The following is a 24,209-nucleotide window of genomic DNA, read 5'->3' as shown; positions in this document are numbered from 1 at the left end:
GCGGGGCCTCAGCCCGATCACCGCGCGAGGTCGGCCAGTACCGCCTCCGCCGCGCGTTGGCCCGACACCAGCGCGCCCTGGATCGACGCGGAATCGCGGTGGTCCCCGGCCACGTACCGACCGTCGTCGAGACGCACGGGTCGACGCAGCCGGAGCGGGGGATCCTGGGCCGGCAGGGCGTGGGCGATGTCGTCGCGGCGCAGCAGGCGCCACGGCCGGGTGTCGGCCTCCCAGATCTCGGCGAGTTGTCGACGGATGCCGTCCTCCGACGCGTCCGAGGGCATCAGGCACGTGGCCTGGATGAGGTGGCGCCCGCGCGGGGCGTAGGTCGGCGCGGTGTTCGTCATCACCGCGGTGTTGACGACCGGCCCGCGGCGGCGTCCGTCGACACGCAGCGCGGCGTCGCTCGAGGGTGCCGAATCGGCGGCGAACCACCACGTCTGCAGGCCCCGCGTCCGCGGATGAGGGGCGTCGAGGGCGTGATCCAGGCCGCTCGCGAGCACGAGGGTGCGGGCGGTCACGGCATCCCGACCCTCCACCCCGAGGTGCCAGCCGTGCGCCCGTCTCCGGGTCGACACGACGCGGTGCGAGAGGCGGATGCCGGCACCCGCCCGCCGCGCGGTGTCGGCGAGCTGCGCGGGGAGGGCGCCGATCCCCGCCGCGGGGACGCCCGGACGCCCGAGCGCGAAGCTGCGAATGAGCAGGCGCACGAAGGCGTCGCTGGTCTGTTGCCGGTCGTCGGCGATGACCCCGGCGAGGAACGGCTCGAGCACCGCTTCGCGGAGGGGGCCGCGGAGGCCGGCGCGGTCCCAGCCCTCGTCGAGCGCGACCCCGCCTCTCTTCGCGGCGCGCGCCGATACCAGGGTGGGGCCCACCCAGCGCGCGAGCGCGGCGACGTCGGCGGGACGCACGAGGCCGCTCGCCAGGGTCGCAGCGATCGATCCCGGATGCCGCAGTGGATGCGCCAGCCGCGCCACCCGGTCGTCGAGCCGCACGCCGACCGCGACGGGGAAGCGCCGCAGGACGAGGGCGTCGACGTCGACCCAGCGCCGCACGGCCGGATACGCCGGGTTGAGCACGTGGAAGCCGAGGTCGAGGCGGAAGCCGTCGACGATGTCGGTGCGCTCGCGCCCGCCGACCGCGTCGTTCGCCTCGAGCACCACGACGTCGCGCCCGGCCTCGGCCAGGCGCGTCGCGGCGCGCAGGCCCGCAAGTCCTGCTCCCACCACGACGACGTCGTACTCGCTCATGCCGCGAGCCTAAGGAGCGTCGAGCTCAGGCTCGCGGGGCTTGCGCACCGCAACACCGGTCGACCGACGACACCGTTCGTTCACCGACGCGCGTCAGAATGAACGGATGACCTCCGCCACGATCCTCTTCGTCTGCGTGCACAACGCCGGCCGCTCGCAGATGGCCGCCGGTTACGCCCGTGCCCTGGGCGGCGACCGGGTCACGGTGCTGTCCGGAGGCAGCGCCCCCGGTGCCGCCCTCAACCCTATGGCGGTGGCCGCGATGGCCGAGGAGGGCATCGACATCAGCGCCGAGGTGCCGCAGCTCCTGCTCACCGACGACGTGCGCGCCTCCGACGCGGTCATCACGATGGGCTGCGGCGATGCCTGCCCGATCTTCCCCGGCAAGCGCTACGAGGACTGGGAGCTCACCGACCCTGCGGGTAAAGGCCTCGACGAGGTGCGCCGGATTCGCGACGACATCAAGCGGCGGGTGCAACGCCTGCTCGACGATCTCCTGACATAGGAGAGGGCCCGGATGCCATGGCATCCGGGCCCCGAAAAGGGACTTACGCGGAGGCTTCCTCGCGCTTGGGCAGTACCCAGCCGGGACGCACGAAATGGCACGTGTACCCGTTGGGGATGCGGATCAGGTAGTCCTGGTGCTCGGGCTCGGCCTCCCAGAACGGTGCCTCGGGCTCGATGGTCGTGACGACCTTCGCGGGCCAGATGCCCGACGCGTCGACGTCGGCGATCGTGTCGCGCGCGACCTTCTCCTGCTCGGGCGAGAGGGGGAAGATCGCCGAGCGGTAGCTCGTGCCGATGTCGTTGCCCTGACGGTTCAGGGTCGACGGGTCGTGGATCTGGAAGAAGAACGCCAGGATGTCGCGGTACGAGGTCTGCGTGGGGTCGAAGACGATCTCGACGGCCTCCGCGTGACCGGGGTGGTTGCGGTAGGTCGCGTAATCGTTCTGACCGCCGGTGTAGCCGACGCGCGTGTCGAGCACGCCGGGCTGACGGCGGATGAGGTCTTCGACGCCCCAGAAGCATCCGCCCGCGAGGACGGCGGTCTCGGTGCCGGGGCGGCGGGTGATCTCGCCGGTGTCGGTGGGTCCGCTGGTCATGGTGTTGCTCCTTCTGCGGTTGCGGAACGGGAAGAGGTTCATGAGGCCCGGCTCTGGGGGAAGAGCGGGAGGTAGGCGCCGTAGCCCTGCTCCTCGAGCTCGGCGACGGGCACGAACCGCATCGCGGCCGAGTTCATGCAGTATCTCAGTCCGCCGCGGTCGCGGGGGCCGTCGTCGAAGAGGTGTCCGAGGTGGCTGTCGGCTCCAGACGAACGCACCTCGGTGCGCGTCATCCAGAGAGAGCGGTCGGTCTTGTTCACGACGGCGGCGTCGTCGATGGGCTGGGTGAAGCTGGGCCAGCCCGATCCGCTCTCGAACTTGTCGGTCGACGAGAACAGCGGCTGTCCCGATACGACATCGACGTAGATGCCGTCCTCGTGGTTGTCCCAGTACTCGTTGCGGAACGGCGGTTCGGTGGCGTCGTCCTGCGTGACGGCGAACTGGCGGTCGGTGAGACGGCTGAGCGCCTCCGACGTCTTCCGGTACTCCGTGCTCACGGTGCGTATCCCTTCGTCCTGTCGCCCGTTATCGGGCGTCATGGGTGAGAACGCGCGACCCGCTGGTTTTGGTCCCTCGGGGCTGGGAGCGGGCTGTGAGTTCTTCTCGATCCCGGATGCCACGGGCAAGCCCCGCCCTTCGCATCGGTGCCCGCATTAGCGTGGCGCTCAGCGCCCAGCTCGACCCAGGAGGTACGCATGACCCGCACCATCGTCATCACCGGAGCCAGCGACGGCATCGGCGCCGCGTCCGCGAAGCAGCTCACCCAGGTGGGCGAGGAGGTCGTGGTCGTGGGGCGCAACCCCGACAAGACGGCTCGTGTCGCGCGCGGGCTCGGGGTGGACTCGTTCGTCGCCGACTTCAGCGACCTGGCGCAGGTGCGCGAGCTCGCGGCATCCCTGCTCGAGAAGTACCCCCGTATCGACGTGCTGGCGAACAACGCCGGCGGCGTGTTCGGAGAGCGCACCCTGACCAAGGACGGGTACGAGACGACATTCCAGGTCAACCACCTCGCGCCGTTCCTGCTCACCAACCTGCTGCGCGAACGTCTCGTCGAGTCCCACGCCTCGGTGATCCAGACCTCGAGCGCGGCGGCGAAGCTGTTCCCGCGATTCGACATCGACGATCTGCAGGGGGAGCACCGATACTCCTCCACGGCGGCCTACGGCAACGCGAAGTTGGCGAACGTGCTGTTCACGAAGGAGCTGAACCGTCGGTTCGGCGACCAGGGTGTGTCGGCGGTGGCCTTCCACCCGGGCGTGATCGCCTCGAACTTCGGGTCCACGAGCGACGGCCCGTGGAAGTTCCTCTACGGCGGAGCTCTCGCCCAGCGCCTGATGACCTCGACCTCGGTCGGCGGGGCGCGCCTGACCTGGCTCGCGCTCGGCAAGCCCGGGGTCGACTGGACGCCCGGTGGCTTCTACTCCAACAACAAGCCGGCCAAAACCAACCGCATCGCCGACGACCCGGTGATCGCCCGGCAGCTGTGGGAGCGCAGCGAGGTGCTGGTGGGGCTCGACGACTGATGAGTTAGGCGTCTTCTGTGTATTGCCCCTCGACCCGGCTTTCTTGGAGCCGTCTGGGGAGCGCGCGGGCACGCTGAGCGCATGACCGCCGCACCCGCCCTCGCCGCTCCGCCCGCCGCCGCCCTCCGCGGCGCTCGCCGCGTCCCGCGGAGCAGCCCGAACACCCGGCCGCTGTGGAACCTCGCCGCGATCGTCGTCATCTGGGCGACGAGTCTCGTCGTCGTGGCCGTGTGGGTCGCGGGTGGCGAGGTGCAGTCGCTGCTGGCCGGGGGAGCCGACTCGCTCAACTCCCTCGGTCGCGCCGCGGGCCTGGCATCCGCGAACCTGCTCTTCTCCCAGGTGCTGCTCATGGCCCGAGTGCCGCTGTTCGAGCGAGGGTTCGGTCGCGACGGCATCACCCGCATGCACCGCGTCGTCGGCTTCTGGTCGTTCGCGTTAATCACGGCGCACATCGGGCTGCAGATCCTCGGTTATGCGGCGCAGGCGGGCATCAACCCCCTCGAGCAGGCGTGGCAGTTCGTGTGGGACTACCCGGGCATGCTGCTGGCGACGGCGGGCACCGGCCTGCTCTTGATGGTCGTGATGACCTCGGTGCGCAAGGCCCGCAAGCGTCTGCGGTACGAGTCATGGCACCTTCTGCACCTCTACGGCTACCTCGGCGTCGGCCTCGCCATTCCGCACATGCTGTGGACGGGCGCCGACTTCACCGTCTCACCCGCCGCGACCTCGTACTGGTGGGCGATGTGGGGCGTGACTGTGGCGACGGTCCTCGTCTTCCGCCTCGGGCTTCCGCTGGCGAGGTCGTTGCGCCACGGCATCCGCGTCAGCGCCGTCGAACGCGACGGGCAGAGCGGCGTCTCGGTGCGCATGACCGGTCGCCGCATCGACGCGCTGAAGGCGCGCGGCGGACAGTTCTTCGTCTGGCGCTTCCTCGACGGGGCGGGCTGGACGCGCGGACACCCCTTCTCTCTCGCCACCGATCCGGCCGGCGGTGAGCTCGTCATCTCGGCCCGCTTCGTCGGCGACGGCACGCAACGGCTCGCGGCGCTGCGCCCCGGAACGCGCGTGCTGATCGAGGGACCGTACGGCACGATGACCGCCGACGAGCGCCGGGGCGGACACCTGCTCATGATCGGTGCGGGGGCGGGCGTCGCGCCCCTGGTGGCGATGCTCGAGGAGGCGGACTGGGCTCCGGGCGAGGCGACCCTCATCGTGCGCGACCACACCGCCGCCGATGCCCTGCGCTCCGACGCGATCGATCGTCTCGTGCGGGAGCGAGGTCTGCGCCACGCGCCGCTGCCCGGTCGTCGGGCCCTGACCACCTCGTCGTGGTTGCCGACCTCGCATGCGCAGTGGGCGGGTGCCGACCTCATCCGCTACGTCTCGCCGCGGCCCGCCGAAACCGACGTGTTCCTGTGCGGACCCCAGCCGTGGATGGATGCCGTGCGCGCCGACCTTCGCCGTGCGGGCGTCCCCGCGGAGCGCGTCCACCTCGAAGCCTTCACCGTCTGAGGAGAATCCGATGAAGAAGATCGTCTACGCCCTCATGGCGACCGTCACCGGCCTCGTGCTGCTGTTCAGCTACCGCACCTCGACGGTCCCCGAGTCGACGAGCGCGCTCGCCGACACACCCTCGTCGGGCGTCGCGACCGCTCCGAAGACCACGACGACCACGCCGGCCCCCTCGGCATCCGCGAGCCCCTCGGCATCCGCCTCCGCGTCCGCGTCCTCCGGGTCGACCGCGAGCGGGTCGACGAGCACGCAGACCTCGTCGAGCGGCCTCACCGACGGCACCTACACCGGCCAGGCGGCGAACACCCGCTTCGGTCCCGTGCAGGTGCAGATCACCGTGTCGGGCGGCGCGATCACCGATGTGCAGGTGCCGCAGTACCCCTCCGAGAACGGCCGCGACCAGCAGATCAACTCCCGCGCGCTGCCCGTGCTGGTGAAGGAGACCCTGCAGGCGCAGAGCGCCCAGGTCGACATGGTCTCGGGTGCCACCTACACCAGCACCGGGTACCGCACCTCGCTGCAGTCCGCCCTCGACCAGGCCCGCGCATGAGCGCCGCGTTCACGGTCGTCGAACCCGTGATGGGGACCGTCGCCTCGATCACGGTCATCGGCGAGCGCACTGAGCGCGTCGAGCGAGCGATCACCGCCTGCGTGGAGCGCCTGCGCGACGACGAGCGCGTATTCTCCACCTTCCGCGACGACTCCGATATCTCGCGGGTGCGCGACGAGGGCCTCGAGCTCGGCGAGGTCGACCCGCGGGTGACCGAGGTGGCAGCGGCATGCCGCGATCTGCGCGCGCGCAGCGGTGGCCGCTTCGACGCGAACTGGCGCGGTTGGTTCGACCCGACCGGGTACGTGAAAGGATGGTCGACGGATGCCGCGACCCGGGCCTTCGACGAGCTGCTCGCCGACGGATCGATCGAGGCGGTCGGCGTCAACGTGGGCGGCGACATGCGCCTGCGCACCGCCCCGACGAGCGAGCACGTGTGGCGCATCGGCATCGCCCACCCCACCCACGAGGGCGAGCTGCTGGCCACGGTCGAGGTCGTCGACGGGGCCGTGGCGACCTCCGGCACGTCCGAGCGCGGCGCGCACCTCGTCGATCCGCGCACGGGCGTGCACCTCGCGGGTCCCGTGAGCGCGACGATCGTCGCCGACGACCTCACCACCGCCGACGCCTGGGCCACCGTGGCGGCCATCGCCGGGATCGACGACCTCGACTGGATGCCGGTGGCCCCCGTGGCATCCGGGATCGTCTGGGAACACGGCCGTACGCGTCGCTTCGCCGGGCGGGTCGAGGTCTCGGCGTTCCGCGGAGCGCTCATGGGCTGAGACCGCTCCGTCAGCGGGCGCGGGGGAGGCGCAGGGCGAACACCGTGCCCGCGGGAGAGGTGCGCTCCACCTCGATGCTGCCGCCGTGGCGGGTCGCAGCCTCGCGCACGAGCGCCAGCCCGAGACCGAACCCCCGGCGCCGACCCGACTCCGCCCCGCGCGCGAAACGTTCGAAGATGCGGGGCAGATCGTCGTCGCGGATGCCGCTTCCCCCATCCTCGACTCGCACGACGACCGCGCGTTCGTCGGCGTCGGCGGTGATCGTGACCTCGGAGCCCGCGGGCGTGTGCCCGATGGCGTTGTCGAGCAGGGCAGTGCACATGCGCACGACGGTGACCGCCGGCACCGCCACGGTCACCTCCGTCAGCCGGGTCGGTCGCAGGCCCACGCCCGCGTCGGCGGCGAGGGACGACAGCGCCGCGGTCGCCGCGCGCACGCTGTCGTCGACCCGCGCGGTGCCCGTGTGCACCTCGCCCTCGGCGGTCAGCAGCATGTCGGCCAGCACGTCGTCCATGATCTGCGCGTCGCGCCGCAGCTGGTCCAGCGGCTCGTCGGCGGGTTCGCCGCGGTGCAGGCGTCGCTGCACGATCTGGATGCGACTGGTCAGGGCCGTCAGCGGCGTGCGCAGCTCGTGGCTGGCATCCGAGACGAACGCGCGCTGTCGGCGCAGGGCCTCATCGAGCGGTCGCACCGACCAGCGGGCCGCGGCCCAGCCGACGAGTCCGAGCACCATGACGCCGGCGAGCCCCAGCCCGATGACCCAGGGCAGCACGTCGTCGAGGTCGACCACGAAGCGATCGCCCATCGGGGCGCCGCCCGGTCCGCGCCGCCCCCCGCCCTCGGTGCGGGCCTGCATCACCAGAACGGCGACGAGGATCCCTACCCCCGCGGCGATCGCCACCGCCGAGGCGCCCGCGACGAGGGTGCCGACCCGCAGCGCGGCCCGGCGGACGACCCGCCGGTCGTCGTCGGCGCTCACCGCTCGGCCCCCGCGCGATAGCCGCGTCCGCGGACTGTCTCGACGAGGTCGGTCGCGGTCTTGCGGCGCAGGTAGTGCACGTACGTGTCGACGGTGGTCACGGCATCCGGAGACGAGAACACCCCGCGGGCGATCTCCTCGCGAGAGTAGACGTGGTCGGGGCTCCGGGTGAGCAGCTCGAGCACGGCGTTCTCGGTCGAGGTGAGGGCGACGCGCTCGCCGGAGGGGCCGTAGACCACGGCCGTGTCGGGGAGGTAGGTCCAGTCCGAGACGCCCCGGCGACGTCCTTCGGCCCGGTAGCCGCGCCGCAGCGCCCTGAGCCGGGCGAGCAGCTCATCGAAGTCGAACGGCTTGAGCAGATAGTCGTTCGCCCCGGCGTCGAGTCCCTCGACGCGATCGGCGACCGCCCCCAGCGCCGTCAGCAGCAGCACGGGGGTCGTGATGTGGGCGGTGCGCAGGTCGCGCACGATCTCGGCGCCGTCGCGGCCGGGAAGACGGCGGTCGAGCAGGATCACCTCGAAGCTGTCGCTCAGCGCGCGGTCGCGGCCCGCCAGTCCGTCGGCCTCGTGCACGACCTGGTAGACCTCGCTCAGCACCTCGAGCGTCATCGCGGCGATCTCGGCGTCGTCCTCGACGTAGAGCAGTCGCGGCCGCGGTGCGGCGGTCTCGCTCACTGCACGCCCGCGCGCGGCGGGCTCACGTTCCAGCCGAAGCGCTCGAGGGCGGTGAATAGACGCCGGGCCTGCGCCCACGCGATCGCACCCGACACGTCGGAGTACACATCGATCGCGAACGGCGGGGGATCGGCGAATTTGGGGATCTCGACCTCGGCCCACGCGTGCGGGGCGAGCCAGACGCGGGGGCTCGTCGTGCCCGCACCGTCGACGCCTCCGTCGGCGGCGAAGGCGATCGCGTCGAGGGCGTCGATCTTGGTGATCGGCATGTTCACGACGAGGGTCACGGCGTGCAGTGTTCCGGTCATCGCGTACCTCCCTCTTTCATCCTGACACGCGCATCGGGGCGGCGGACGGGGATCGCGTGCGGATCCTGCGCGCATAGTCGGTTCATAGGTTCGGTGAGGGGCGGCGCAGGGTCGCTCGGTCATCCTCGGTTCACCCAACCCACCACGGCCGATGGAGCAGACCATGAGTAGAATCCCCGACACCCAGATGACCCCCGACGGCCCCGCCTACGAAGGGCGTCTCCTCGACCGCGCCGACGAGCCCGTCGTCGACCAAGGGGCGCCGTTCGACATCCGCACGCTCGTCTCGCGGCGCAGCATCCTGGGACTCGTCGTCTTGGGCGCGGGCACCGCCACGCTGGCGGCGTGCGCGCCCGCGGCTTCCGGGACGCCGACGGCGAGTGCGACCGCGACTCCGTCGGCATCCGCGACGCCGACCGCCACTCCCTCCGCCGCCGCGACGAGTGCGTCCGCCGCCCTCCCCACGGGCGAAATCCCCGACGAGACCGCCGGCCCCTACCCGGGCGACGGCTCGAACGGCCCCGATATCCTCGAGCAGTCCGGAATCGTCCGTAGCGACCTGCGCTCGAGTCTCGACGGTGGAGCCACGGCCACGGGCGTTCCCATGACCCTGAACCTCACGATCTTCGACACGGCGAACGGCGACGTGCCCTTCGCGGGCGCCGCCGTCTACGTCTGGCACTGCGACGATCAGGGCCGCTACTCGATGTACTCCTCGGGGATCGAGAACGAGACGTACCTCCGCGGCGTGCAGGTGGTCGGCTCCGACGGCGTGGTGTCGTTCACCTCGATCTTCCCCGGCTGCTACGACGGCCGGTGGCCGCACATCCACTTCGAGGTGTACCCCAGCGTGGATGCCATCACCGACGCCTCGAACGCGATCGCCACCTCGCAGGTCGCCCTGCCGCAGGCCGCGTGCGAGGTCGTCTATACCGATGCCGCCTACCCCTCGTCGGCATCGAACCTCACTCGCGTGTCGCTCGAGAGCGACAACGTCTTCGGCGACGACGGGGGAGCGCTCGAGCTCGCCACCGCGACCGGCGACAACGCCACCGGCTGGACCGTCTCCCTCGGTGTCCGCGTCGACACCACCACCACCCCGACCGCGGGCGCCATGCCCGGCGGTCGCGGCTGACCTGGAAGGACCCCTCTCATGCTGCAGAACCTCACCGGCTGGCACGCCCTGATCGTGCTGGCGGTCATCCTCCTCATCTTCGGAGCCGCCAAGCTTCCCGCCCTCGCCCGCAGCCTCGGCCAGTCGGTGCGCATCCTCAAGACCGAGGTGAGCGACGCCCGGGCGGACGCCGTCGCCGAGCCCGACCCGCAGGTCGCCGCCGCCTCGCAGTCGGCGTCCGCGAGGGCATCCGCCTCGCCCGTCGTGACGGGCCCCAGCACACCGAGTAAGACATGACCGCCGCCGCCGCGTCCCCGCGCATCGAGGCTCCGCGGTCGGCCCCCATGCCCGTCTCCGCGCACCTCGACGAGGCGACGCGGCGTGCGGTCCGGGCGGCGGTCGCCCTTGCGATCTGCGCCGTCGCCGGCTGGTTCCTCTACGAACCGGTGATGGACCTGGTCCGGACGCCGATCGCGCACATCGCGGCCGAGCGCAGCGCGAGCCTCAATTTCGACAGCGTGACCGGGGCCTTCGACCTGCGCCTGCGCGTAGCGCTGGTGGCGGGGTTCGTCCTGTCGAGCCCGGTCTGGCTCTATCACCTCTTCGCATTCGTGCTCCCCGGACTCACGCGGCGCGAGCGGCGGTACGTCCTCGGCTCGGTCGGGGCGGCGGCTCCGCTGTTCGCCGCCGGGTGCGCGACGGGACTGCTCCTGTTCCCCCACATGGTCTCGGTGCTGGCGGGCTTCGCGTCGAGCGAGGACTCGACCATCCTCGACGCGGGCGCATACATCGACTTCGCCCTGCAGGTCGTCGTGGCCACGGGCATCGCCTTCGTCCTGCCGGTCGTGCTGGTGGTGCTCAATCTGGCCGGCATCGTCTCGGCTCGCAGTCTCGCGCACAGCTGGCGATACGCAGTCGTGACCATCGTGCTGTTCAGCGCCCTGGCGACGCCGTCGGCCGACGTGATGTCGATGTTCGTCGTCGCCGTTCCGATGACCGCCCTCTACGCCGCGGCCCTCTTGATCGCGGCTCTGCACGATCGCGCCCTCGCCCGGGCGTCGGCTTTCGAGGAGACATCATGTTCGGCCTGACGTTCGAGAAACTCCTGCTCGTCGGACTCGTCGCCGCAGTGGTCATCGGTCCGCAGCGCTTGCCCGGGGCGGTCGCGCGCCTCACGTCCGTGCTGCGGGGGCTTCGCCGAACGGTGGATGCCGCGCGGCTCCGCGCCGCGAGCGAGCTCGGGGTCCCCGCTGCGGCGAGCGAGTGGCGGGCGCTCGACCCGCGCCGCTACGACCCGCGCCGCATCATCGCCGAGGCCCTCGGGGCGCCGTCCGCCGGGGCCGCGGCGTCCGGCGCCGAGTCGCCGGTGACCGGCGAGGCTCCATCGCCATCGACGGATGCCGGAGACACCGGCCCCGTCGATGCTCCGCGCCAGAGCATGCCGATGCGCCGTGTGCGCGCCGGAAGCTCCGCCCACCCGCGCTGGATCGAGGTGCCGCACGCCCCCGCAACCACCGAGCGCGAGCCCGAGGACGTGGCCGCCCCCGCCGATGAGCCGACCACGCGGGCCGCGCAGGCCGCCGTCTCGGCATAGCCTCGATCCATGTCGACTCCCCGCGCGCAGCTCGAGAACCTCCTCGCCCGGGGGATGGGCGACGTGTCGCCGGCGCTGCGGGCGCTGCCGGTCGAGGGCGAGGCGCGGGCCGCGGCCGTGCTCATCCTGTTCGGAGTGCTCGACGGCATCCCGAGTCGTCGTGTCGCGGCGCACGTCCCGAGCGATCTCGACGTCCTTCTCCTCGCGCGGGCCCGCACCCTGCGCGCGCACCCCGGTCAGGTCGCCTTCCCGGGAGGGCGGGTTGATCCGGATGATCAGGATGCCGTGGCCGCGGCGCTGCGAGAGGCTCGGGAAGAGACGGGTCTCGACCCCGCGGGCGTCGACGTGCTCGGGACGCTCGCTCCGGTCCCGCTCGCGTACTCCCGCCACGAGGTCACGCCCGTGCTCGGCTGGTGGGCTCGGCCCACCCCGGTGCGGGCCGTCGACGCGGCGGAATCGGCGGACGTCTTCCGCGCCCCCGTCGCCGACCTGCTCGACCCGGGTCGCCGCGGGTCGACCGTGATCCGACGTGACGGTCGCCTGTGGCGCGGCCCGGCGTTCGCGCTCGAGACCACCGCGGGTCCGCAGACGCTATGGGGCTTCACCGCGATGGTGCTCGACGGCCTCTTCGACCGTCTCGGATGGACGGAGCCCTGGGATGCCGCGCGCGAGATCCCCCTCCCAGGCGAGCTCACCGCTCCTCCACAGGCCTCGACGCGCTAGCGGTTCTTCCACACTTCGTCATCCGCGGTGTGGCGACCCGGCGGGATCGCTAGCGTGGTCTCCGTGACTGCGCCCATCGATCCCACCACCACCGCCGCCTGGTCTCGACTGACCGAACTCAAGAACGCGTTCGAGCCCGACCTGCGCGGCTGGTTCGCCGCCGACGCCGATCGCACGCGCGATCTCACCCGCACGGTCGGCGACCTCCACGTCGACCTGTCGAAGAACCTCGTCACCCCCGAGATCCTCGAGGCCCTCGTCGCGCTCGCCGAAGAGACCGGCGTGCGCGAACGCTTCGACGCCATGCTGGGCGGAGCGCACCTGAACACCAGCGAAGACCGCGCGGTGCTCCACACGGCGCTGCGCCGCCCCGCCGGATCCGAGCCCGCCCTCGTCGTCGACGGCCAGCAGATCGACCGAGACGTTCACGAGGTGCTCGACCGGCTCAGCGCCTTCGCCGACCGCGTGCGCTCGGGCGAATGGCGCGGGGTGACCGGCAAGAAGGTGACGCACGTCGTCAACATCGGCATCGGCGGCAGCGACCTCGGACCGGTCATGGTCTACGAGGCGCTCCTTCCTTACGCCGACGCCGGCATCCACGCCCGGTTCGTTTCGAACATCGACCCCACCGACATCGCGCAGAAGACGGCCGACCTCGACCCCGAGACGACGCTCTTCATCGTCGCCTCGAAGACCTTCACCACGCTCGAGACGCTGACCAACGCCCGCCTCGCGCGCGACTGGCTCTGGGCGCAGCTCGCCGAGCAGGGCGCGATCGCCGACTCCGACGACGCCCGCACCGACGCCGTCGCCCACCACTTCGTGGCCGTGTCCACCGCGCTCGACAAGGTCGAGGCCTTCGGTATCGACCCGACCAACGCCTTCGGGTTCTGGGACTGGGTGGGCGGCCGGTACTCCGTCGACTCCGCGATCGGCCTCTCGCTCGCCATCGCCCTCGGCCCCGACGTGTTCCGCGAACTGCTCGCCGGCTTCCACACGGTCGACGAGCACGTGGCATCCACTCCGATCGCGCAGAACGTGCCCGTCCTCATGGGTCTGCTCAACGTCTGGTACACCAACTTCCTCGGCGCCCAGTCGCACGCCGTGCTGCCGTATGCGCAGCAGCTGCACCGTTTCGCGGCCTACCTGCAGCAGCTCACGATGGAGTCCAACGGCAAGTCCGTGCGGTGGGACGGGACACCGGTCACCACCGACACCGGTGAGGTGTTCTGGGGCGAGCCCGGAACGAACGGTCAGCACGCGTTCTACCAGCTCATCCACCAGGGCACGCGGCTGATTCCGGCCGACTTCATCGCATTCGTCAACCCCGCGTACCCGCTGGCCGACGACGGGCGCGACGTGCACGGCCTGTTCCTGGCGAACTTCCTGGCCCAGACGAAGGCGCTCGCCTTCGGCAAGACCGCCGAAGAGGTCGAGGCAGAGGGGACCACGGGAGCGCTCGTCGCCGCCCGGACCTTCCCCGGTAACCGCCCGACCACGTCGATCTTCGCCCCGTCGCTCACCCCCGCGGTGCTCGGCCAGCTCATCGCGCTGTATGAGCACATCACCTTCACGCAGGGCACCATCTGGGGAATCAATTCCTTCGACCAGTGGGGCGTCGAGCTCGGCAAGCAGCTCGCGCTGCAGATCGCTCCGGCGATCGAGGGCGACGACGACGCTCTGGCGGCTCAGGACTCCTCCACCCGCGCCCTCCTCGACTACTACCGGGCGCACCGCGGCTGAGCCCCGTCGGGCGTGGCGGCGACGGATCTGCCGAAGAAAGGCCGATTCGACGAGATTTTTCCTCGTCGGATCGGCCTTTCGTCGCGGACGGGCGCGGGTCTCATTCCGGCGCGAGAAGTCACCGTGCGGCGCTGTCGAAGAAAAGCCCGGTGAGGGGATGTTTCGTAGAAGGCGTGCCCTGGGTGAGATGAGAACCGGAATCAGCAACCCCACGCGCCCGGTGCGGGCGCTCCCGACCCCTCCGCTCACACCGGCCTTCCAGGTAACGAAAAGATAACGTCCAGAACCAGCACCCATGCTCGGGGCCCGTGCCGACCCGACGGCGCGACATCGTGCTCGATCCCGACGAGCGCGCCCCCGACGAAAGATCTCTTTTGCTGCGTTCCGACATCAAACTCACCCACGTCAACCGCGCCCGGCGCACCCTCGTCACGGCGGCCACCTGCGCCGGCCTCGCGTTCGGCATGGTCGCCACGACCGGCCTCGCGATGGCCGCCCCCGTCTCGCTGCCCGACGCCTCCGCCTCGTCGTTCTCCGCCCCCGGCACCTCCGTGCCGCTCTCGACGGCTCCGACCCTCGACGCCGTGAGCACCGGGGCGACCACGGCGCTCGACCAGGCGCAGGCCGCGCTGTCTCGCGCGAGCTCCGTGCAGGCCGACGTCGCCGCGACCGGCCTGCCGCTGTCCATCGGCGACGCGTCCGTCGACACGGGAGCCCTCCAGGACGCCGTCGACCGCCTGAACTCGCGTGACCTGCTGCCCGTGCTGCTCGTGCCCGCCCTCAGCCAGAACGCTGAGGCGGAGACCGACCGCGTGAGCGCTCGTGTCTCCGAGGTCCAGGGGAGCCTCGACGAGGCGAAGGCTGCCAAGGCCGCCGCCGACGCCGCCGCCGAAGCGCAGCGACAGGCCGAAGCCGCTGCAGCCGCCGAGGCGCAACGCCAGGCCGAGGCTGCCGCCGCCCTGGCGCGCGTCAACACCCCCGACGGTGCCAAGGCCTACGCATCCCAGCTCATGGCGGAGAAGTACGGCTGGGGGAGCGATCAGTTCTCGTGCCTGTCGTCGCTGTGGACCAAGGAGTCCGGCTGGAACTACCAGGCCTACAACAACGACGGCGGGGCCACCGGCATCCCGCAGGCACTGCCCGGCAGCAAGATGGCGAGCTTCGGGTCCGACTGGCAGACGAACGCCGCCACGCAGATCGCTTGGGGCCTCGACTACATCTCCCGCGGCTACGGCACCCCCTGCAGCGCCTGGGGCCACTCGCAGGCGATGAACTGGTACTGAGAATCCTCTCGACGCCGCCCCGCCGCCCCCGTCAGCGATATATCGTTATGTATCGCTGACTCAGATCGGGTCCGCGCGAAGGAGGTCGTCATGAGTGGTTCATTCCTGGGAGACGCGTTCGGCGGACGCGGCGGTAACAACACCCCCGGCTGGCCGATGTCCAACATCCTCGAGGGTCTCGAGCAGCTCCGCTCGCAGTTCGAGCAGAAGACCGCGTCGGCGCCTCGCATGAACAAAGGCGACGTGCGTTCAGCCGTGCTGTCGCTCCTGCTCGAGCAGCCGATGCACGGCTACCAGATCATCCGCGAGATCGAAGACCGCAGTGGCGGTTCGTGGAAGCCGAGCCCCGGCTCCGTCTACCCCACGCTGCAGCTGCTGACCGACGAGGGCCTCGTGCAGGCCGAGGAGTCGAACGGTCGCAAGACCTACTCGCTCACCGCCGAAGGCCGCGCGGCGGCCGGCGACGAGACCACCGAGCGCACGGCGCCGTGGGAGTCGGCCGGATCCCGCGACGGTGGTCGCATGACGGCTCTGCCCAAGGCCGGCATCGAACTCGCCCAGGCGGCGGCGCAGGTCGGTCGCACGGGTGACAAGGAGCAGGTCGCGCAAGCGGTCGAGATCCTCGACGAGGCGCGTCGTAAGCTCTACTCCATCCTCGCCCAGGGTTGAGGTCACGCCCGCTCGACGGGGGCTTCCCGCCCGTCGGCATCCAGGAGAATCGATGACCGACGACGCCCTCATGAAGGCCCGCTACCGGCGGATCACGCGCTTCGCCGCGCGCTATCTGGTGCAGGCCTGGTGGTACGAGTTGTTCTTGCCGCGGTTCGGCCTCGGGTGGATCTCCGCCCGGGGCCGCACCCGGCGGCTCGAACGCATCGCTCAGCGCTTCCACGTGCTCGCGGTCGACCTCGGCGGTCTCATGATCAAGGTCGGCCAGTTCATGTCGTCGCGCCTCGACGTCCTCCCGCCCTCCATCACCAAGCAGCTCGAGGGCCTGCAGGACGAGGTGCCCGCGGTCCCGTTCGCGCAGATGCGTGCTCGGGCGGAGGAAGAACTCGGGATGCCGCTCGAGCGCGCCTTCGCGAGCGTCGACGAACGTCCCCTCGCCGCAGCCTCCCTCGGGCAGGCGCATCGCGCGGCGCTGCGGCCGGAGCTCGCCGACGAGACCGGGCTCAGCGCCGTCGTGCTCAAGATCCAGCGCCCCGGCATCGATCGAATCGTCGACGTCGACCTCCGTGCCCTCCGCAAGGTGGGCGTGTGGTTGAGCAAGGTCGCCCTCGTCCGCGACCGCGTCGATATGCCCTCGCTCGTCGAGGAGTTCGCCGTCACGAGCCTCGAAGAGATCGACTACCTCCATGAGGCGGCGAACTCCGAGCGCTTCGCCGCCGACTTCGGGGGAGAGGGCGGCGTGGCCGTCCCCGAGGTCGTGTGGGAGCGCACCACCCGCCGCGTGCTGACGCTCGAAGACGTCACCGCGATCAAGATCAACGATGTCGACGCCCTTCGCGCCGCCGGCATCGACCCCTCCGAGGTCGCCGCGCGTTTCGCCCAGGTCATGTTCGACCAGCTCTTCGACGACGGCTTCTTCCACGCCGACCCGCACCCCGGCAACGTCTTCGTCACCCCGCTTCCCGGAACGACGGATGCCGGGACCCCGGCGTGGCGGTTCACCTTCATCGACTTCGGCATGATGGGCGAGGTTCCGCCGAGCCTGCGCCGCGGCCTGCGTCGCGTTCTCATCGCGGCGGCCTCACGCGACGGCAAGGGCCTGGTCGACGGCATCCGGGACGTGGGGGTGCTCCTGCCCTCCGCCGACACGATCCAGCTCGAGCGCGCGATGACGCAGCTCTTCTCCCGTTTCGGCGGAATGGGCTTCGCCGAGCTGCAAGAGGTGGACCCCCGGGAGTTCCGCGCCTTCGCGATCGAGTTCGGCGACGTCGTGCGGTCCTTGCCGTTCCAGTTGCCCGAGAACTTCCTGCTGATCGTCCGCGCCATGTCGCTCACCAGCGGCATGTGCAGCGCGCTCGACCCGGCGTTCAACATCTGGGATGCCGTCGAGCCCTACGCCCAGCGCCTCATCCGCGAAGAGAGCGGGAACACCGCCCAGGCGTTCTTCCGCGAGGTCGGCGCGGTGGCCGCCGTCACCGCCCGCCTCCCGCGCCGCGCCGACAACCTCATCTCGCGCTTCGAGGACGGCTCGGTCTCGGTCCAGACACCGCGCATCGAGCGGCGCCTGCGCGATCTCGAGCGCATGATCCGCCGCGTCGTGTCATCGGTGCTCTTCACGGGGTTGCTCATCGGCGGCATCCTGCTGCAGGCCGAGCAAGCCGTGCTCGGCACGATCCTCATGATCGTGTCGGTGGCGCCCTTGGCCCACGCCGTCCTGGCCGGGTTCGTGGCCCGCCGCAACGGCGCCTGAGCGCGGAGACGCCGACGAGCGCTCCGCCCTCACGGGGCGGCGCTGCCTAGACTGACGCGGTGTCGACCGAACCGCGCCGTCCCCTCTCGACGTGGCGCTTCGACGGAACGCTGCGGGCGTATCAGGCCGACGCTCTCGATCGCCTGGACGTCGACTCGGGCGAACCGGTGCATCTGGTCGCGCCGCCCGGGGCGGGCAAGACCCTGCTCGGACTCCTGCTCGCCGCTCGTCGCGGGCGGCGGACGGTGGTCTTCGCCCCCACCACCGCGATCCGCGAGCAGTGGGTCTCGGCCGCCCGCGCGCTCGCGCACGACGACGCAGACGTCTCGGACGATCCGGAGCACCCGGCCGAACTCACCGTCCTCACCTATCAGTCGGTCAGCGTCGTCGACTCGAGCGAGCCGTTCTCGGCGCTGGCCCGTGCCCGTTGGGCCACGGAGCTCGTCGCCGACGACCGCTCGCCCGAGCAGGCGGACGCCTGGCTCGACGCCGTGAGCGCCCGCAATGCCGCGGCGTACGGCCGTGGCATCCGTTCCCGCTCCCGAGCTCTCCGCCGGTCCCTGGCGAGGCAGGATGCCGCAGCCCTCACCGCGGCCCTGCATCCGAACGCGCGCGCACTGCTCGAGCGGCTCGTCGCCGCAGAGGTCGAGACGATCGTGCTCGACGAGTGCCACCACCTGCTCGACCATTGGGCTCTCGTGGTCGCCGCGCTCATCGCACGTATCCGGGCCGAGGGGCGCGAACCACTCGTGATCGGGCTCACCGCCACCCTTCCCTCGCCCGACGATGCGAACGAGTACGACAACTACGTCTCCCTCCTCGGCGAGGTCGACCTGGAGGTGCCGGTGCCGGCCGTGGTGCGCGAGGGCGATCTCGCTCCGTACCGCGATCTCGTGCACGTCGTCGTCCCGACCGACCAGGAGCTGGCCTTCCTGTCGGCGCACGCCGCCGCCCTCTCCGACGCCCTGCGGACGACCTTCGCCGCCGGAGCCGGGTACTCCTTCCTCCGCGAGATCCTCCAGCCTCCGATCCCGTCCGAGTCGGCCGATCCGCTCGAGCCCCCCGCCCCGGGCGTCTCCGCGGACGCTCCCACGAGGCGTGAACCCGAGCGCCGGGGTATCGAGCCGCCGTCGCCCCCTTCCGAGCCGCGCGACCCCGTCATCGGCATCGACGCCGCCCTGACCGCAGCCTTCGCCGCTGACTTCGCGGGTGCCGAGGCCGCCGCCGCGATGTTCTCGGTCATCGCGTCCGACGACCCGGTCACCGCGCGCCTTCCGGCGGTCGCCCGGCGCGCGCCCACGACCGAGGAGACCCTGCGCCTTCTCGGTCGATTCGCGCTCGACCGGGTCCTTCCCGACCCGGCGCGGGCGGAGGACTGGCAGCGCCTGCGTCGCCTCCTCGCCGACTTCGGCTTCGCGCTCACCGACAGGGGCGTGCGCCGCACGCGCGACCCGATCGACACGGTGTTGGCGTCCTCTCTGGCGAAGGACCGGGGAGCGTGCGACATCCTCGCCCGCGAACGCGCAGAACTCGGAGGACGCCTCCGCGCCCTCGTCGTGACCGACTTCGTCACGCACGGCAACGTGCACGGCGGTCTTCTCGGCTCCGCGGGAGCGGTGCGTACATTCTCGATCCTGGTGACGGATGCAGAGACCTCCGCGCTGCGCTCGATACTCGTCACCTCCTCGACGGTGCGCGTCGCGGTACAGCACGTCGATTCTGTGCTGCCCGCGCTGTCGCGGGAGCTCGACGCGGATCTGAGCGCCGAGCCCTGCTCGGACGACGCGGCCGCTCTCGAGATCCGCGGCACCGCCGGATCCGGGATCGTCGGAGCCGTCTCGCGTCTGCTCACCGCGGGGGCCCTCGATGTCGTCGTGGGCACGCGCGGACTGTTCGGCGAGGGATGGGACTGCCCCGCGGTCAACACCCTCATCGACCTCACGGCCGTCGCGACGGCGTGGGCCACACAGCAGCTGCGCGGGCGCACCCTGCGTCTCGACCCGCACTGGCTCGAGAAGGTCGCCCACAATTGGACGGTCGCAGCTCTCCTCCCGCCATCGTCCCCCCTCGACGCGCAACCGGATGCCGCTCGCCTCCGCCGCAAACACGCCCAGCTGTGGGGGCTCGACGCCGACCATCCGGACCGCATCGTCCGCGGCCTGGCGGCCGTCCTCACCGAGGAACGCCGCACTGCCCTCGACGAGGTGCTCGCCAAGGTCCCGGGGTCCGCGCCGGGTCTGGTCGACGGGTTGGGTTCGGTGCCGCCCCGCCCCGAGACACGCTCCGCGTGGCGCATCGGCACGCCCTATGACGATCGCGAAGAACTCGCGGCCCTGGTCGAACGTCCCGCACGAACGCCCGTCTTCTCGACATCCGTCGTGGCGACGCGCGCTCTGGGCCGTTGGTCTGCGGCCTCCGCGGTCGTGTCGGCGGCGCTCATCGCGCTCGCTTCCCTCTTGCCGCCTGCCGCAGGCGTCGCGCTGGGCGTCGTCAGCGCCCTCGCCGGCGTCGTCACGGCGATGCCTCTGGTCAGCGCCTGGCGGCGCACCCGTCGACAGGTCCGTGATGCCCCCGCGACGCTTCGGAGCATCGCCCGCGTGGTGTGGACGGCGCTGTCCGAGAGTGGCCGCGTTCAACCGCATACCGCCGACCCGACGCTGGAGATGCAGCAGACGGATGCCGACCGCTTCCGCGCCGAAGTACGGGTTCCGCACGCGAGCCTCGCCGATCAGCGCTCGTTCGGCGAGGCTCTCGAGCAGCTGTACGGCCCGATCCGTTCTCCGCGGTTCGTGCTGGAGATCGATCGCGGGGGCGGCCCGTGGTGGGTTCGCCGCGTGCTCGCGCGCGCGGGGCGTTCCCGGTCGCGCCAGTTTCTGGCGGTGCCTGCGGAGATCGGTCGTCGCCGCGCCGACGCCCAGCGCTTCCACGGCGCGTGGCAGGTCCATGTGGGCCCCGCCGTCCTGCACGAGCTGTCCGCTCCCGAGAACCTTCCCCTGCTCGCAGAAGCGCGCCGCACCGGAGGATTCTCCGGAGCGGCGCGCTCGATTCTGCGATGGAGCTGAGGGCTCAGTACCAGCCGGTGGACTGCGAGTGATCCCAGGCGCCGCACGGCGTGCCGTAGCGGCCCGAGATGTAGCCGAGACCCCACGACACCTGGGTCGCGGCGTTGGTCTGCCAGTCGGCGCCGGCCGACGACATCTTGCTGCCGGGGAGTGCCTGGGGGATACCGTAGGCGCCGCTGCCGGCGTTGTACGCCTTGTAGTTCCAGCCGGACTCCTTGTTCCAGAGCGAGACGAGGCACGACATCTGGTCGTCGCCCCAGCCGCGGCTGGCGAGCATCTCGCGGGCAGCCGCCTGGGCGCCCGCGGGGCTGTTGTCGCCCGAGCCGCCTCCGGTGGCGAACGGGGCCGACGAGCCGCCGCCCCCGCCGTTGCTCGACGAAGAGGACGACGTCGACTGCGCCGCCTTCTCCGCTGCAGCCTTCTCCTCCGCGGCCTTCGCCGCAGCGGCGGCCTCGGCCTCCTGGCGCGCCTTCTCAGCGGCCTCTTCCTCGGCCTTTTTCGCCACGGCGGCATCGAGGCCGCCGCGCAGCTCCGCGACGCGCTGGTCGACCGTCGCGGACGCGGCGGCGACCTCGCTCGCGAGGCCGGGCAGGAACGTCTCGGGCAGCACCGAGGCCGCCTCCAGACGCGCGGTCGCCTGTTGGAGTGCGGCGGTGTCGATGGTCGCGGGCTGACCGATGTCGAGACCGGATGCCGCGATGTCGTTCTGGACGGTGGTGGCGGCCTCGAGGGAGTGGGAGGCGGCGGTCTCCGCCGTCTGCGCCTCGGTCTTCTCCGGACCGGGCGTGGCCGCGAGGACCGTGGGCGTGATGGACGAGGCGAGCGAGAACCTGGCCGTCGAGAGGTCAGCGGGGGAGGCGGTGGCCGCCGGAGCGGTGCCAGTGAGAGCCGCGGCCGCGACCACGCCGAGCACGAGCGCTCCCACGGTCGTCACGGGGCGACGACGAGTGCGGCGGGCGGCGAGGCGGCGGTCACGACGATTGGTGAAGGACGTCGAGTCAGAGCGCATAAAACCGGTTTCACGTGAGGGGAGGGCGGTGCGGGTGTCACCGTCCGACCCGCGTTCAGCGGGCACAAGACGGGGAGCCTGGCACGCCTTTCTGGATGCCACCTGGGCGCAACGTGACAGAACCACCGGGGAAAAGCGCCGATCCGAGGCGAATCGATCAGCGAAGAACGGTGTGGGCTCTCCCGCGTGCAGGAACCGCGCCGGGCGGTCGGTGTCGCCGTATGACGGGCCGTTCGCCCGCGCGTCGACGCTCGGGACTGCGTCGAGGGCCGGGTGCGTTAGACTGAGGTGTCACACGTGGGTCCTGCCTGTCTGGCGGACCCGTGGCATCGCATCAACAATCCGCTTCGCTTCGACTCGTGGCCGGTGTTCGCCCTCGGGCGTCGTCGGCCCGACGGCCCCGGTCTCGGTACCGACGGGCACAGGAGTCGGAGCCCGACACCACACCCAACTAGGACAACCCACTACATGACTACCGCAACGACCGCCCCCGCTACCAAGCAGGTCGCGATCAACGACATCGGCTCCGCCGAAGACTTCCTGGCCGCGGTCGAGAAGACGCTCAAGTTCTTCAACGACGGCGACCTCATCGAAGGCACCGTGGTGAAGATCGACCGCGACGAGGTCCTCCTCGACGTCGGTTACAAGACCGAGGGTGTCATCCCATCCCGCGAGCTTTCGATCAAGCACGACGTCGACCCCAACGAGGTCGTCAACGTCGGCGATCACGTCGAGGCCCTCGTTCTCCAGAAGGAGGACAAGGAAGGCCGCCTCATCCTGTCCAAGAAGCGTGCGCAGTACGAGCGCGCGTGGGGCGACGTCGAGAAGATCAAGGAGAACGACGGTGTTGTCACCGGTTCCGTGATCGAGGTCGTCAAGGGTGGCCTCATCGTCGACATCGGCCTCCGTGGCTTCCTGCCGGCTTCGCTCATCGAGCTGCGTCGCGTCCGCGACCTCACGCCGTACCTCGGCCAGGAGATCGAGGCCAAGATCCTCGAGCTCGACAAGAACCGCAACAACGTCGTGCTCTCGCGCCGCGCCCTGCTCGAGCAGACGCAGTCCGAGTCGCGCACCACGTTCCTCAACAACCTGCACAAGGGCCAGGTCCGCAAGGGCACGGTCTCGTCGATCGTCAACTTCGGTGCGTTCGTCGACCTGGGCGGCGTCGACGGTCTCGTCCACGTCTCCGAGCTGTCCTGGAAGCACATCGAGCACGCCTCCGAGGTCGTCGAGGTGGGCCAGGAGGTCACCGTCGAGATCCTCGAGGTCGACCTCGACCGCGAGCGCGTGTCGCTCTCGCTCAAGGCGACGCAGGAAGACCCGTGGCAGGTGTTCGCCCGTACCCACGCGATCGGTCAGATCGCTCCGGGCAAGGTCACCAAGCTCGTTCCCTTCGGTGCGTTCGTCCGCGTGGCCGACGGCATCGAGGGCCTCGTGCACATCTCGGAGCTGTCGGGCAAGCACGTCGAGCTCGCCGAGCAGGTCGTGTCGGTCGGCGAAGAGGTCTTCGTCAAGATCATCGACATCGACCTCGAGCGTCGCCGCATCTCGCTGTCGCTCAAGCAGGCCAACGAGTCGGTCGACCCCAATGGCACCGAGTTCGACCCGGCGCTGTACGGCATGGCCACCGAGTACGACGAGCGTGGCGAGTACAAGTACCCCGAGGGCTTCGACCCCGAGTCGGGTGCCTGGCTCGAGGGCTTCGACGCTCAGCGCGAGCAGTGGGAGCAGGAGTACGCCGCTGCCCAGGGTCGCTGGGAGGCTCACAAGGCTGCCGTCACCAAGGCCCTCGAGGCCGAGGCGGCCAACCCGACGGACACCGGTTCGTTCGGTGGATCCTTCTCGTCGGAGTCGCCCGCCCAGGGCACCCTCGCCGACGACGAGTCGCTGGCTGCGCTTCGCGAGAAGCTCTCCGGTCGCTGATCCGTCTCGCACTGAAGGCCGGTACCTCTTCGGAGGTGCCGGCCTTCGGTCGTTCTCGAGCGCAAGCCCTGGTGACCGACCCGGGGACCAGGGCAGGATGACGACATGGCTTCTCGACTTCCGCTTCTGATCACCCTCGCCGGCGTCGCCGTGCTGTTCCTCTCGATCGCCTTCGTGTTCGCCCTCGTCATCGGCGCGATGTTCTTCGGCGGCATCGAGTTCACCGGAGGACACACGGATGCCGCTGCCCTCACGACCTCATTCGGGTCACTGACCTGACGACTCGCGAAGGGGCCCGCTCGGCGCACGCGCCGAGCGGGCCCCTTCGCGCTTTTCCGCAGAATGACGCGGGTCCGCGGCGACGACACGCCCGGGATGCGGCTGGACTCGCTGAGTCGCCAGGAGCGACGTAGAGTATTACTTGTTCGCCCCACAGGGGAGAGCGGAGAGGCCGGAAGGCCCCGCATCGTCTCAAGTGGCGGACTACCCAAAACCTCCTCACTTTCGTGTAAGGTTTTGGTTCTGGTCTTCGACCGGTTCTTACGACGTCGATCTTTCATAGGTCCCACGGTGAGAATATCCAGGTTCGAATGATCAACTTGAAGTGAACTGCCTCACGGGTAGGTCGAGAGATCGTTTCTGTGGGTGCGTCCGTTCC

General features: G+C 70.8%; 24 protein-coding genes. 17 read left to right on the top strand and 7 right to left on the bottom strand.

Features of this window, described 5'->3' with window-relative positions; translation table 11 throughout:
• Positions 1–17: 17 nt before the first annotated feature.
• Positions 18–1,250, bottom strand: a complete 1,233-nt coding sequence (locus F9B98_RS00115; RefSeq protein WP_150951348.1) for an NAD(P)/FAD-dependent oxidoreductase — start codon at positions 1,248–1,250, stop codon at positions 18–20.
• Between the two features lie 106 nt (positions 1,251–1,356).
• On the opposite strand from F9B98_RS00115, the gene F9B98_RS00110 reads away from it, so the two are divergent.
• A complete protein-coding gene (locus F9B98_RS00110) occupies positions 1,357–1,755 on the top strand; it encodes an arsenate reductase ArsC (RefSeq protein WP_150951346.1) in 399 nt (132 codons plus the stop codon).
• A gap of 43 nt (positions 1,756–1,798) precedes the next feature.
• On the opposite strand, the gene msrA is transcribed toward F9B98_RS00110, so the two are convergent.
• The gene (msrA, locus tag F9B98_RS00105; RefSeq protein WP_150951344.1) at positions 1,799–2,353 is read right to left on the bottom strand and encodes a peptide-methionine (S)-S-oxide reductase MsrA; all 555 of its coding nucleotides are present in this window, start codon (positions 2,351–2,353) and stop codon (positions 1,799–1,801) included.
• A 38-nt stretch (positions 2,354–2,391) separates the two neighbouring features.
• Positions 2,392–2,850 carry a peptide-methionine (R)-S-oxide reductase MsrB gene (gene msrB / locus F9B98_RS00100; RefSeq protein ID WP_150951342.1) on the bottom strand — a complete coding sequence of 153 codons (459 nt, stop codon included), beginning with the start codon at positions 2,848–2,850 and terminating at the stop codon, positions 2,392–2,394.
• Between the two features lie 198 nt (positions 2,851–3,048).
• On the opposite strand from msrB, the gene F9B98_RS00095 reads away from it, so the two are divergent.
• The 4 genes from F9B98_RS00095 to F9B98_RS00080 all read left to right on the top strand — a co-directional run bounded on the left by F9B98_RS00095 (position 3,049) and on the right by F9B98_RS00080 (position 6,720).
• Positions 3,049–3,876, top strand: coding sequence for an SDR family NAD(P)-dependent oxidoreductase (locus tag F9B98_RS00095; protein WP_150951340.1), 828 nt, complete (start codon positions 3,049–3,051; stop codon positions 3,874–3,876).
• A gap of 81 nt (positions 3,877–3,957) precedes the next feature.
• Positions 3,958–5,388 carry a ferric reductase-like transmembrane domain-containing protein gene (locus F9B98_RS00090; RefSeq protein ID WP_150951338.1) on the top strand — a complete coding sequence of 477 codons (1,431 nt, stop codon included), beginning with the start codon at positions 3,958–3,960 and terminating at the stop codon, positions 5,386–5,388.
• Positions 5,389–5,398: 10 nt separating this feature from the next.
• Positions 5,399–5,938 carry an FMN-binding protein gene (locus tag F9B98_RS00085; protein ID WP_150951336.1) on the top strand — a complete coding sequence of 180 codons (540 nt, stop codon included), beginning with the start codon at positions 5,399–5,401 and terminating at the stop codon, positions 5,936–5,938.
• Entirely contained in the window at positions 5,935–6,720 is a 786-nt protein-coding gene (locus F9B98_RS00080) for an FAD:protein FMN transferase (protein ID WP_150951334.1), read from the top strand. The genes F9B98_RS00085 and F9B98_RS00080 overlap by 4 nt, the downstream gene beginning before the upstream one ends.
• A 10-nt stretch (positions 6,721–6,730) precedes the next feature.
• Here the strand turns inward: F9B98_RS00080 and F9B98_RS00075 are convergent, their stop codons facing one another.
• From F9B98_RS00075 to F9B98_RS00065, 3 genes are read right to left on the bottom strand one after another with little or no spacing between them, the layout of a single operon-like run.
• A complete protein-coding gene (locus F9B98_RS00075; RefSeq protein WP_150951332.1) occupies positions 6,731–7,699 on the bottom strand; it encodes a sensor histidine kinase in 969 nt (322 codons plus the stop codon).
• Entirely contained in the window at positions 7,696–8,373 is a 678-nt protein-coding gene (locus F9B98_RS00070) for a response regulator transcription factor (RefSeq protein ID WP_150951330.1), read from the bottom strand. The genes F9B98_RS00075 and F9B98_RS00070 overlap by 4 nt, the downstream gene beginning before the upstream one ends.
• Entirely contained in the window at positions 8,370–8,681 is a 312-nt protein-coding gene (locus F9B98_RS00065) for a hypothetical protein (RefSeq protein ID WP_150951328.1), read from the bottom strand. Before F9B98_RS00065 ends, F9B98_RS00070 begins: the two co-directional genes overlap by 4 nt.
• 163 nt (positions 8,682–8,844) lie before the next feature.
• On the opposite strand from F9B98_RS00065, the gene F9B98_RS00060 reads away from it, so the two are divergent.
• The 10 genes from F9B98_RS00060 to F9B98_RS00015 all read left to right on the top strand — a co-directional run bounded on the left by F9B98_RS00060 (position 8,845) and on the right by F9B98_RS00015 (position 20,619).
• Complete coding sequence (locus F9B98_RS00060) at positions 8,845–9,816, top strand: 3,4-dioxygenase subunit beta (protein WP_150951326.1); 972 nt, start codon at positions 8,845–8,847, stop codon at positions 9,814–9,816.
• Positions 9,817–9,834: 18 nt separating this feature from the next.
• Complete coding sequence (gene tatA / locus F9B98_RS00055) at positions 9,835–10,092, top strand: twin-arginine translocase TatA/TatE family subunit (RefSeq protein WP_150951324.1); 258 nt, start codon at positions 9,835–9,837, stop codon at positions 10,090–10,092.
• Positions 10,089–10,886 (top strand): twin-arginine translocase subunit TatC, encoded by a 798-nt coding sequence (tatC, locus tag F9B98_RS00050; RefSeq protein ID WP_191966594.1) that lies wholly within the window; start codon positions 10,089–10,091, stop codon positions 10,884–10,886. Before tatA ends, tatC begins: the two co-directional genes overlap by 4 nt.
• On the top strand, positions 10,874–11,389 hold the full coding sequence (locus tag F9B98_RS00045; RefSeq protein ID WP_150951321.1) for a twin-arginine translocase TatA/TatE family subunit: 516 nt from the start codon (positions 10,874–10,876) through the stop codon (positions 11,387–11,389). The genes tatC and F9B98_RS00045 overlap by 13 nt, the downstream gene beginning before the upstream one ends.
• Before the next feature lie 9 nt (positions 11,390–11,398).
• A complete protein-coding gene (locus F9B98_RS00040; RefSeq protein ID WP_150951319.1) occupies positions 11,399–12,112 on the top strand; it encodes an NUDIX hydrolase in 714 nt (237 codons plus the stop codon).
• 63 nt (positions 12,113–12,175) lie between these two features.
• Complete coding sequence (gene pgi, locus F9B98_RS00035) at positions 12,176–13,855, top strand: glucose-6-phosphate isomerase (protein WP_150951317.1); 1,680 nt, start codon at positions 12,176–12,178, stop codon at positions 13,853–13,855.
• A gap of 308 nt (positions 13,856–14,163) precedes the next feature.
• Positions 14,164–15,138 (top strand): phospholipase, encoded by a 975-nt coding sequence (locus F9B98_RS00030; protein ID WP_225310160.1) that lies wholly within the window; start codon positions 14,164–14,166, stop codon positions 15,136–15,138.
• A 90-nt stretch (positions 15,139–15,228) separates the two neighbouring features.
• Positions 15,229–15,807, top strand: a complete 579-nt coding sequence (locus F9B98_RS00025) for a PadR family transcriptional regulator (protein ID WP_150951315.1) — start codon at positions 15,229–15,231, stop codon at positions 15,805–15,807.
• A 52-nt stretch (positions 15,808–15,859) separates the two neighbouring features.
• Complete coding sequence (locus F9B98_RS00020) at positions 15,860–17,557, top strand: ABC1 kinase family protein (RefSeq protein WP_150951313.1); 1,698 nt, start codon at positions 15,860–15,862, stop codon at positions 17,555–17,557.
• Positions 17,558–17,616: 59 nt separating this feature from the next.
• On the top strand, positions 17,617–20,619 hold the full coding sequence (locus F9B98_RS00015) for a DEAD/DEAH box helicase family protein (protein ID WP_150951310.1): 3,003 nt from the start codon (positions 17,617–17,619) through the stop codon (positions 20,617–20,619).
• Positions 20,620–20,623: 4 nt separating this feature from the next.
• Here the strand turns inward: F9B98_RS00015 and F9B98_RS00010 are convergent, their stop codons facing one another.
• Positions 20,624–21,628 carry a lytic transglycosylase domain-containing protein gene (locus tag F9B98_RS00010; RefSeq protein ID WP_191966593.1) on the bottom strand — a complete coding sequence of 335 codons (1,005 nt, stop codon included), beginning with the start codon at positions 21,626–21,628 and terminating at the stop codon, positions 20,624–20,626.
• Between the two features lie 468 nt (positions 21,629–22,096).
• Between F9B98_RS00010 and rpsA the strand changes: the two genes are divergently transcribed.
• Together rpsA and F9B98_RS15770 are read left to right on the top strand one after the other, a co-directional pair.
• Entirely contained in the window at positions 22,097–23,551 is a 1,455-nt protein-coding gene (rpsA, locus tag F9B98_RS00005; protein WP_058232454.1) for a 30S ribosomal protein S1, read from the top strand.
• A 105-nt stretch (positions 23,552–23,656) separates the two neighbouring features.
• The gene (locus F9B98_RS15770) at positions 23,657–23,830 is read left to right on the top strand and encodes a hypothetical protein (protein WP_191966592.1); all 174 of its coding nucleotides are present in this window, start codon (positions 23,657–23,659) and stop codon (positions 23,828–23,830) included.
• Positions 23,831–24,209 lie beyond the last annotated feature (379 nt).

The sequence above is a fragment of the Microbacterium testaceum StLB037 genome, assembly GCF_008763945.1.
In the GTDB taxonomy this organism is placed as follows: Bacteria; Actinomycetota; Actinomycetes; order Actinomycetales; family Microbacteriaceae; genus Microbacterium; species Microbacterium testaceum_G.
This window is presented reverse-complemented; position numbering and strand designations above follow the sequence as displayed.

Excerpts from the sequence above, each read along its gene's own strand:
- F9B98_RS00115 (WP_150951348.1), bottom strand. The coding sequence starts at position 1,250 with ATGAGCGAGTACGACGTCGTCGTGGTGGGAGCAGGACTTGCGGGCCTG.
- F9B98_RS00110 (WP_150951346.1), top strand. The coding sequence starts at position 1,357 with ATGACCTCCGCCACGATCCTCTTCGTCTGCGTGCACAACGCCGGCCGC.
- msrA (WP_150951344.1), bottom strand. The coding sequence starts at position 2,353 with ATGACCAGCGGACCCACCGACACCGGCGAGATCACCCGCCGCCCCGGC.
- F9B98_RS00095 (WP_150951340.1), top strand. The coding sequence starts at position 3,049 with ATGACCCGCACCATCGTCATCACCGGAGCCAGCGACGGCATCGGCGCC.
- F9B98_RS00090 (WP_150951338.1), top strand. The coding sequence starts at position 3,958 with ATGACCGCCGCACCCGCCCTCGCCGCTCCGCCCGCCGCCGCCCTCCGC.
- F9B98_RS00085 (WP_150951336.1), top strand. The coding sequence starts at position 5,399 with ATGAAGAAGATCGTCTACGCCCTCATGGCGACCGTCACCGGCCTCGTG.
- F9B98_RS00080 (WP_150951334.1), top strand. The coding sequence starts at position 5,935 with ATGAGCGCCGCGTTCACGGTCGTCGAACCCGTGATGGGGACCGTCGCC.
- F9B98_RS00065 (WP_150951328.1), bottom strand. The coding sequence starts at position 8,681 with ATGACCGGAACACTGCACGCCGTGACCCTCGTCGTGAACATGCCGATC.
- F9B98_RS00060 (WP_150951326.1), top strand. The coding sequence starts at position 8,845 with ATGAGTAGAATCCCCGACACCCAGATGACCCCCGACGGCCCCGCCTAC.
- tatA (WP_150951324.1), top strand. The coding sequence starts at position 9,835 with ATGCTGCAGAACCTCACCGGCTGGCACGCCCTGATCGTGCTGGCGGTC.
- tatC (WP_191966594.1), top strand. The coding sequence starts at position 10,089 with ATGACCGCCGCCGCCGCGTCCCCGCGCATCGAGGCTCCGCGGTCGGCC.
- F9B98_RS00045 (WP_150951321.1), top strand. The coding sequence starts at position 10,874 with ATGTTCGGCCTGACGTTCGAGAAACTCCTGCTCGTCGGACTCGTCGCC.
- F9B98_RS00040 (WP_150951319.1), top strand. The coding sequence starts at position 11,399 with ATGTCGACTCCCCGCGCGCAGCTCGAGAACCTCCTCGCCCGGGGGATG.
- F9B98_RS00025 (WP_150951315.1), top strand. The coding sequence starts at position 15,229 with ATGAGTGGTTCATTCCTGGGAGACGCGTTCGGCGGACGCGGCGGTAAC.
- F9B98_RS00020 (WP_150951313.1), top strand. The coding sequence starts at position 15,860 with ATGACCGACGACGCCCTCATGAAGGCCCGCTACCGGCGGATCACGCGC.
- F9B98_RS00010 (WP_191966593.1), bottom strand. The coding sequence starts at position 21,628 with ATGCGCTCTGACTCGACGTCCTTCACCAATCGTCGTGACCGCCGCCTC.
- rpsA (WP_058232454.1), top strand. The coding sequence starts at position 22,097 with ATGACTACCGCAACGACCGCCCCCGCTACCAAGCAGGTCGCGATCAAC.
- F9B98_RS15770 (WP_191966592.1), top strand. The coding sequence starts at position 23,657 with ATGGCTTCTCGACTTCCGCTTCTGATCACCCTCGCCGGCGTCGCCGTG.